The sequence below is a fragment of the Burkholderia sp. WAC0059 genome (assembly GCF_002870125.1).
Taxonomy (GTDB): Bacteria; Pseudomonadota; Gammaproteobacteria; order Burkholderiales; family Burkholderiaceae; genus Paraburkholderia.
In genome coordinates this window covers 1-8,550 of the sequence record NZ_PNEO01000043.1, presented here as the reverse complement: position 1 = coordinate 8,550, position 8,550 = coordinate 1, and the positions used below count along the sequence as shown (strand labels likewise).

Below are 8,550 nucleotides of genomic sequence, written 5' to 3'. Positions count from 1 at the left end.
TCGAACCAGACGAGTTCGTAGGTCAGGAATCGTGCGATGGTGATGTAGCCGCCGAGCAATGCAAGCAGCGAGCACACCACGGTCAGACTGATCGCGGCGTGGATCAGGCCGGCAAGGGTGGAGCGGGCTTCCGGGGCTTCCCCCACCGCGGCCAGTGCGCTGCGTATCCGGTTTGCCCGCAGCAGTGCGGCGCCGATGGTCAGGGCCACGACCATTGACACGATGCCGCGTCCGAAGAGCGTCACCTGCAGGCTGGTGTCGACGGTCCGGTTGAGTTGCTCAAGGGCACCCGAGAGCAGGAGCAGGCCCGCGAGGATTCGCGGGAAAGGCTTGATCGCGAGCGCGACCGGGTCGGCCATGACCGGCAGGCGCAAGGAAGGACGATGCGTGCATAACAGTGCCCGGCCAAGACCGGCGATCAGCGCACAGGTCAGCGCCAGCCTGACCAGTTCGTCGGAGAAATCCTGCAGGCTGGCGGCCACGGGCTGCTGACGGGTCAGGGCAAGATCGATGAGCCGGACGGCGCAGGCCGTGGACACCAGGCTGCTGAGCGTGGTCGACAGCGCTACCGTGCTGCGCCGCAGCCGGCCTTCGGGAAGGTGGCGCAGGCTCAGCCAGGCCAGTATCCGTTCGAGCAGGCGGTTGCCCGCTGTCCAGACCAGCAGCGCGAGCAGCAGGAGCAGCGCGGTCGTGGTCCGCCAGGCCGGTTGCCAGGCTGACTGCAGTTGCCTGCCAATCTGCGCGAGAAAGGCCATCACGTGCTGATGGTCCGCTGGGTCGGGGTGAAGGAGCGGGGTCCAGAACGTCATGCCGAGGATGCTGCCGGAGCGCAGGGCGAGCTGGTCTTTCAGCTGGTTGTGCTGGAGTCTCGCCAGCTGCTTGCCCAGGTCGACGAGGCTTTCCCTTGCGCCTTGCGCCTGTTTCAGCTCGTCGTCGAGTTGTGCCTGTCTGGCTGCGAGGGCGAGGCGCTGACGGACCACGGCAGGGGCTTCTGCCGAGGCACCGGGAGCGGGGGGCGGCCCGAGCACGTCCAGTTGGGCCTGCAGTCTGGCGCGTTCCGGCAGCAGTGCGTCAGTCAGAAGGCTGTCGACGCTGTTGGCGAGTTGCTGGGTCGCTGCGCCGAGATCGGCCAGCTGTCCGTTGCTGGTCGCGGTCGAGGCCTGCTGCCTGATCTGGTCCAGTTCGCCCTGCAGCGCTTGCAGGTTCGCGGCGGTGGCTGTGTCCGTGGTCGCCGTCGTTGGTACGCTTGGCGGCGTGTCGGCCCAGGGGATTTCCGGCATCAGGGCGAGCGGTGCCAGCAGGAAGAGGAGAACGACGAGGCGGCAGACTTTACGCATGGGGTGCTTCCGTCAGGGGCTGGGGTGATCGCGCATCGGATGGGGCGAGTCCGGCAGCCGGTGTGCAGCCCTGCGTTTGCGACATGGCCCACCCGCGTGCATTGCTGGCGATCTGGTCGGCAAGCCGTACGACGACGCGCTGCTGGGCTCGCACCAGGTCAGCGTAGCCGCCGGAGGTCGCCTCCTGCAACCGGCTGTGACACGTCAGGTGCGCCGTATCCGCGTTACCCGCGAAACCGAGACTCCAGTCAGCTTCAAGCTGCACCCCGTGCCCCGGCCAGGCATCAAGACGCCGGACCTGCAGCTTGACGGTCAGTACGGACTTGCCTGCTGGCCGGGCCAGCCCGGTAACGTCCTGGACCCCGAGACGATGGACCAGTTCCGCAGACAGCGCCGTGCGTACCTCGTCACCCAGGGGCGCGGCCCAGCGCTCGTTATCGAGCACGGCAACATCGCTGTCCCCCTGCCGCAAGACCAGCGGCTGCTGGTCGAGCAGGGCGGGAATGCCGACTGGCAGGACGTCGATCGCGAACGGTGCAGGCTGCCTGGCGACGGCGCTGTCTGTTGCCGGTGAAACCAGCGTGTAGTAATGCACCGGTGCCGAAGCACAGGCGCCCAGTGCCAAAGTGAATGCAACCAGGCTCGCGCAGACGGGGAGATTCATGGGTTCGAGTCCTGTGAGGCATCGGTGCCGGAGTGGTTTCCGGAGGCGGCCGGCAGTGCATCACCAGTGCGGCCGCGTAGCAGCGCTTCAGGATGGCGGCCGAGGAGATCAGTGAGCGTTCTCAAAGAGCGGGCGGTACGCTGGATTTCCTGCAGCGTCTGCGCCAGGTTCTGTTGCAGCGGGCTGTCGTCGGCCAGCATGCCCTGCGCCGCGCCGAAGGTCTGGCGGGCCTGTTGCAAGGTCTGCGTCGTTGCGGGCAGAACCTGACCGTTGACCTGGCCGAGCGTGCTGTCCAGCTCGGCCAGGGCGGTGTCCAGATGCTGTGCGATCGAGTCGAGCGGCATCCTGTCGATCTTGCCGGCGATGCTTGCCACCTGTTCCTGCAGCTGTTCGAAACTGCCATCGACAGTGGGCAGCGTGACGGGGCGGGCGGCCAGGTCAAATGAGACCTTCGGCGCGTTCGGCACGAAATCCAGCGAGATGTAGAGTTGCCCGGTCAGCAGGTTGCCGGAGCGTGCCTGCGCGCGCAGACCGCGCGCGACCATGCTGCCGAGGAACAGCGCGGCCTGCTGGTCCGTATCGCCGTTGAGTTTCGGGAGCTTGTCCAGCACGGGGCCGAGCCGCTGCGGATAGACCTGGATACCGACGATGGACGGAAAGTGCTGTGTGGCCGGGTCGTAATCAAGCTTCATGGACACGACACGCCCGACGTCGATGCCTGAAAATTCCACCGGCGCGCCCACGGACAGTCCGCGCAGCGGCTGCATGAAGCGCAGCTGGATGTACTGCGCTGGCCCGTCTGGCGGAGCCATGGCGGTGTGCTCGTCCGTCGCGAGCGTGAAGTGAGTACCGGCGGGGGCGGAAACGGCCGTGCTGCTGTCGGGCGCAGCAAAGGCAATGCCGCCGGCCACGATCGTGGCTAGGGATTGCGTCTTGAGCTTGAGTCCGTCGGCACCGAGCGACAGGTCAACGCCGCTTGCGTTCCAGAAGCGGCTATCGGTGGTGACGAAATGGTCGTACGGCGCGTTGACGAAGATCTGTACGCTGACGCTGCGGCCATCGGTGTCGAGGTTGTAGGAGGTGACCTGGCCGACCTGGATGCGCCGGTAGTAGACAGGCGAACCGATATCGAGCGAGCCGAGATCGCCGGTGTGGATCGCGAAGCTCGTGCCCGGTACGCCGTTGATAACGGCGGGCGGCGTTTCGAGCCCCGTGAACGTGGTGCGCACCGCTTTCGACAGGCCGGTGTCCACGCCGATGTAGGCACCCGACAGCAGGGTGTCCACGCCTGATACTCCGCCGATGCCGATGCGTGGCCGCACAACCCAGAAGCGGGTGTCCGCACGCGTCAGACTCCGTGCGCTCCTTGCAAGCGACACTCTCGCGATCACATGCGAGCCGTCATCGCTCAGGGCGACCGAAGACACCGTGCCAACCGTGACGTCCTTGTATTTGACCGGCGTCTTGCCGGCCTCGAGTCCGGCGGCGGTCTGGAACGAGAGGGTGATTTCCGGGCCGGCCGACAGCCAGGTGTGGATCACCATCGACAGCCCGATCAATGCGGCGACCAGCGGCACCAGCCACACGGGCGATATCCGCCACCGGCTGCGGGTGACGGGCGGATCGTGGGGTTCGTGGGGATTCTTGTCAGGCAGGAGACTCATGGTTCCTCAGCGTCCCAGATCAGCCGGGGATCGAAATTCATGGCGGAAAGCATGGTCAGGATCACGACCATGCCGAAGAACAGGATGCCGATGCGTGGCTCGATGTCGGACAGCGCCTGGAACTTGACCAGGGCGGAGACGAACGCCACGACCAGCACGTCGAGCATTGACCAGTAGCCGACCACCTCGACAAGCCGGTACAGGCGGGCCCGCTCGCGCATGCCCCGGCGACTGCGCCGCTGGGTGCTCACGAGCAGCAGGCCGAGCGCCAGGAACTTGGTGCAGGGCACGACCACGCTCGCGATGAAGATGACGAGTGCAATGCCGAAGGAGCCCGTTTTCCAGAACTCCACGACGCCGCCCATGATGGTGTTGTCGCTGCCGCTGCCGAGCAGGTTCGTGTACATGACCGGCAGCACGTTGGCCGGGAGGTAGCAGATCATGCCGGCAATCAGGAAAGCCCAGGCGCGTGCGAGGCTGTCGGGGCGGCGCCGGTGCAGGGCGGCGCTACAGCGCGGACACCGCGCGGGCTCCGTTTCTCCGGGTGGCGTCCGGCAGGCGAGGCCGCAGGCGTGACAGGCGACGATGCCGAGCTGGCGGGCCCGGGGTGGCCCGCTCATGCAGCGTTTTCGGTCATTGTCGCCGTTGCCGGTTCGCTATCGGTCCATTCCCAGAGCCAGTGGATATCGCGGCTGGCGATCAGCGTGATCAGCACCATCAGCGCGGCGGTGGCCCAGATGCCGACGCCCGGAATCACCTGCACGAAACTGGAAAGCTTGATGACCGCCACGAGGATCCCGAGCATGCCCACCTCGACCATGCTCCACGGACGTAGCACGGCGAGCCATCGCATGGCGCGCGCGAACCCCGGTGCGCGGCGTCCGGCGCGGGCAAACGCGAGGATCCACGCGAGCAGGGCGATCTGCAGGAGCGGCGCCACGACGATGGCCAGCCCGGCCGGAATCGCGATGGGCGCGGCCGCACCGTGTGCGAGCGCAAGGGCCGACTGCGAGAGCGTCGCCTCGCTGTGCAGACCCTGCAGGTTGATGAGGATGACTGGGCAGGCATTGGCGATCGCGAACACGATGGCGGCGCTGACGGTGAGTGCGAGCCATCGGTCCACATCGAGCCGGCTGGCGCGATAGAGAACGGCCGCACACCGCTCGCAGTGCGCCACTTCGTGGCGGGCCAGCGTGCGTCGGCGGTACACGCTGTCGCAATGCTCGCAGACAGCTAGGTGAGGGAAGGTTTGCATGACAGCGGTTGATGGCTTCCACGATCCTGGTACCAGGAGAGGGCAGCCGTTAAAGAACTAGACGATTTCGTCTATTATCATTAAACTCGACGCAAATGTCTAGTTTTGCCCTGGGCAGTGCAGTCAAACCGGCATGGGAGAGGATGGATGCGGGCAAGAGGGGGTATTCAGGGATGGGCATCAGGTTCCGGTTGCGGGATCTGACGTGCATCCGGTCGTTGCCCGGGGCGCCCCGCCAGACACGGGGGCAGGCGAGGGTCGGCGTGATTCTCGACGCCGCCACCCAGGTGATCGTCGAAGAGGGGCTGGCATAACAATGCACGGGGTGGCCCGGCGTGCACACACGTCGATTGGCTTGATGTACTACTTCTTTCCGGACCAGGGGTGCTGTGGTTGAACGGCATGCTTCCGCGACCCGTGAGATTGGGTGTGATCTCGAAGCGATACCGGCCTGCGTGTGGCAACAGCTTTCCCCGGTGGCGGCCGTCGAGCGTCTGATGCTTCCGTATGTCGAGTATCTGTGGCGCCATGTGGATTTTCTGCCGCTGATGGATGAGCGGCCGTTACCGGAGCGCGATGCCGACTTCGTTCACACGATCGGGCATGTACTTGATGCACGCCTGCCGGGAGTTGGGGAGCGCGAAGCTTACGGAGCCATGCTGTATTCAATCGCGGTGGGACGCGGGCACGTTGCCTTTCGCGTCGCTCCCGGACGTGTCGACTTCTTCTTGCGTGGAATAACGCGGTTGATGAGCGTCTATCTGGTCGACATCGAAGGAGCCGTGCGGGTGCAGGTTTCGCAGTGCGCAGAGCCTGCGTTTGAGTCATTTATGTTCTGCATGGTTCGCGCATGCAGGACGACGATTTTTCAGCTTGCCTTGGGGGCTTCATCGGATGGGAAACGTCGAACAACAAAAGCGGATCGTGATTGTGGGTGGCGGCGTAGCCGGCCTGGAGGTTGCCACCACGCTCGGGCGGCGCTGGCGCAAACACCGGAACGTCCCGGTGATAACGCTTGTCGACCGTGATTCGGCGCATGTGTGGAAGCCCATGCTGCATACCATCGCGGCCGGCACGCGCGATATCGCCCAGCAGCAGACTACCTATGTTGCACAGGCTCGCGATGCGGGGTTCACCTATCAGCCCGGGGAATTGAGTGGCCTCGACCGGACTGCACGTGAACTGCTGCTGGCTCCGTTGTACGCGCCCGACGGACGCCTGCTGATACCCGCGCGGCGGATAGGCTATGACAAGCTGGTCATGGCAGTGGGTAGCGAGGCGAACGATTTCGGTACGCCTGGCGTGCCGGAGCATTGCTTCAAGATCGATTCGCGTCTTCAGGCGGATGCGTTCAATCGCGAGATTCGCGTTCGCATGCTCCAGTGTCTGGCACAGGATGGCGAGCTGTCGATCGCGATCGTCGGGGGCGGTGCGACCGGAGTAGAGCTGGCGGCCGAACTGGTGCAACTTACCCAAACCGCAGAGGCTTATGGTGCGCAGGGTCTGGCCTCGCGTATCACGATCACGTTGATCGAGAGCGGCACTCGGCTGCTGGCGGCGTTCCCGCAGGACATTTCCGTGGCCACGCGTGCCCGGCTGGAGGCGCTCGGCATCAAGGTGCTTACCGACACGCGGGTGAGCGCAGCTAATGCCGACGGCTATGTTCTCGGAGATGGGCGACAGATCCCGGCTTCCCTGAAAGTCTGGGCCGCTGGCGTCAAGGCACCGGCGTTCCTCGCGAATCTGGATGGCCTGGAGGTGACGCGCGGGAACCAGCTGGTGATCCAGCCTTCGCTGCAGACGACGCAGGATCCGGATATCTATGCGGTTGGCGACTGCTCGAGCCTGACGCTGCCGGGGGGCGAGCGACCGCTGCCGCCGACGGCCCAGGTTGCCCATCAGCACGCGCAGCATCTGATCCGCTACCTGCCGGGCGCCGTACTGCATGGCGAGAGCGTCCCGGCTTTCGCGTACCGGGATTTCGGATCGCTGGTTTCGCTGGGCGATTACGACGCCTACGGCTCGCTGGGCAAGTTCGGTTTGTTCAAGGGCGCCACGATTCGAGGACGTCTTGCCCAGTTCAGCCACGTCATGCTGTATCGCAGTCATCAGGCGCGGCTGTACGGATTCTGGCGTGGCGGTCTGCTCTGGCTGGTCGACAGGCTCAATTCTGGTTTGCGTGCATCGATTCGACTGGACTGACCCGAGATTCACCAGAAACCCGGTACTACCAGATCAAGCTTGATGAGTTGGCTGGTCGCGATGGGACGAAGGCAGGAAACGGTTTGCGCCGTGCCGTCGTACCCAGGTATCGCGATCCGGAGTTGTGCCAGATGTGGTCGGGGCAGGGCAAGTTTCCTGCCTGGATCAGGGATGTATGCTGGATCTGGATAAATTCCCAACCCAACGAGTCGTTGGAGACGCAGCGTCCGGGCTTTCTCGCTGGGCTCGCCATGGAGAATGGTGTGGCGGACGATCTGATCACTGTATTTCAGACGAGGGTCGTGTACCGCAGTGGCCGGCTGATGGATCATTGTCTGGCTGTCTGAATGTGTGAAAAGCTTGCCGCTGTATTCGCATCGACCAGGGTGAAACCATTCTGATCCGCCTGATTTCTTCCAATCGTTCCAATCTTTCCGGCCCACGATGTTACCTAGCCCGCCGAAGAGGGTCGCACCAGGTGGACGCACGAGAAGACCGACGCCAAAGGTGACGAGACTTGCAAGAAAGCTCGCGGTCTCGTTGCTCTTCGGAAAGAAGAGCGTGCTGAAGTAGCTCGACAGCGCGGCGTAGATAGCCGTCTCTTTGTTCGGATGTAGTGCAATGCCAATCGCTAGTTCAAGCTGCACGCGCCAGTACTATTGATGTTAAAGATAACTAATTTACTGACTTTATCGGGAGCAGCGTCGGCTTGATGTCGGTCGTGATCGGGCGTCGGCCGATTCACGTATTTTTCTGTCCGCTTGTCTTGGTCTCATTTGTGATGACGATGCTTTTTCATAGAAGAAAACTATGACCGTCAGAGCAAAGTAGTAGTTGTCACATATGGAAAATTCCCGTGTAATGTTTCCTCTCCCGGTCAGGAAGCGCAAGTTTTGCCGGCGGAAGTGCCCTGAGGCTAACGGGTAGCCGCGACATGCCCGGGCTGTATTCGATCTGGCCGCATCGTAAGGCGGTAGCATGGCGGTCGATTGTGGTAATTGGATAGGATGCCAAATCAATGATATCGGGTTAGTAATTTATAGTTCATTGAAGGGCGTTTCGAGGTCGCGCTGGAGCTTGGTAACGTAATACACGGAGAAACGTCCCGCGGGTGCGCGATCTTCAATGTTCCCACGTTGCAGGTTCGGTGAATCCTGCGGGCGCAGGCGGGGTTGTTGTCGATGGGGAAATGGTCGACGCACCCAGTGCGGCTGTGCACGTGGTAATGCTTGTGCCGGACGCAGCAGTGGTGAAAGAGGCCTAAAAATCTATGTTGGATCGAACATGACCCCCGCAAGTCTTCTGGAGCAATACGGTCCGCGCGAGTCGATGGAGTACGACGTCGTGATCGTCGGCGGCGGCCCGGCCGGGCTCTCGGCGGCGATCCGCCTGAAGCAGCTCGCCCAGGAAAAAGGCGTCGAGATCGGC

At 63.6% G+C, this 8,550-nt stretch carries 9 protein-coding genes; 3 read left to right on the top strand and 6 right to left on the bottom strand.

From position 1 onward, the window contains the following. The 5 genes from CY652_RS23470 to CY652_RS23450 all read right to left on the bottom strand — a co-directional run. On the bottom strand, window positions 1-1,337 hold a 1,337-nt coding region (locus tag CY652_RS23470; protein ID WP_146010212.1), incomplete at its 3' end, for a DUF3772 domain-containing protein. Beyond that, a complete protein-coding gene (locus CY652_RS23465; protein ID WP_102133099.1) occupies window positions 1,330-2,001 on the bottom strand; it encodes a PqiC family protein in 672 nt (223 codons plus the stop codon). The genes CY652_RS23465 and CY652_RS23470, both read right to left, overlap by 8 nt. Further along, the gene (locus CY652_RS23460) at window positions 1,998-3,665 is read right to left on the bottom strand and encodes a PqiB family protein (protein WP_102133098.1); all 1,668 of its coding nucleotides are present in this window, start codon (window positions 3,663-3,665) and stop codon (window positions 1,998-2,000) included. Before CY652_RS23460 ends, CY652_RS23465 begins: the two co-directional genes overlap by 4 nt. After that, complete coding sequence (locus tag CY652_RS23455; RefSeq protein WP_102133097.1) at window positions 3,662-4,285, bottom strand: paraquat-inducible protein A; 624 nt, start codon at window positions 4,283-4,285, stop codon at window positions 3,662-3,664. Before CY652_RS23455 ends, CY652_RS23460 begins: the two co-directional genes overlap by 4 nt. Continuing rightward, on the bottom strand, window positions 4,282-4,920 hold the full coding sequence (locus tag CY652_RS23450; RefSeq protein ID WP_102133096.1) for a paraquat-inducible protein A: 639 nt from the start codon (window positions 4,918-4,920) through the stop codon (window positions 4,282-4,284). Before CY652_RS23450 ends, CY652_RS23455 begins: the two co-directional genes overlap by 4 nt. A 455-nt stretch (window positions 4,921-5,375) precedes the next feature. On the opposite strand from CY652_RS23450, the gene CY652_RS25005 reads away from it, so the two are divergent. Together CY652_RS25005 and CY652_RS23440 are read left to right on the top strand one after the other, a co-directional pair. Continuing rightward, window positions 5,376-5,948 (top strand): hypothetical protein, encoded by a 573-nt coding sequence (locus CY652_RS25005; RefSeq protein ID WP_258002437.1) that lies wholly within the window; start codon window positions 5,376-5,378, stop codon window positions 5,946-5,948. After that, window positions 5,845-7,122: an NAD(P)/FAD-dependent oxidoreductase gene (locus tag CY652_RS23440; RefSeq protein ID WP_308410413.1), complete on the top strand. Its 1,278-nt coding sequence runs from the start codon at window positions 5,845-5,847 to the stop codon at window positions 7,120-7,122. Before CY652_RS25005 ends, CY652_RS23440 begins: the two co-directional genes overlap by 104 nt. Before the next feature lie 8 nt (window positions 7,123-7,130). Here the strand turns inward: CY652_RS23440 and CY652_RS25060 are convergent, their stop codons facing one another. Beyond that, on the bottom strand, window positions 7,131-7,769 hold the full coding sequence (locus tag CY652_RS25060) for a hypothetical protein (RefSeq protein WP_308410412.1): 639 nt from the start codon (window positions 7,767-7,769) through the stop codon (window positions 7,131-7,133). A gap of 637 nt (window positions 7,770-8,406) precedes the next feature. On the opposite strand from CY652_RS25060, the gene CY652_RS24300 reads away from it, so the two are divergent. After that, a partial coding sequence (locus CY652_RS24300) for an FAD-dependent oxidoreductase (RefSeq protein ID WP_146010184.1) occupies window positions 8,407-8,550 on the top strand: 144 nt, incomplete at its 3' end.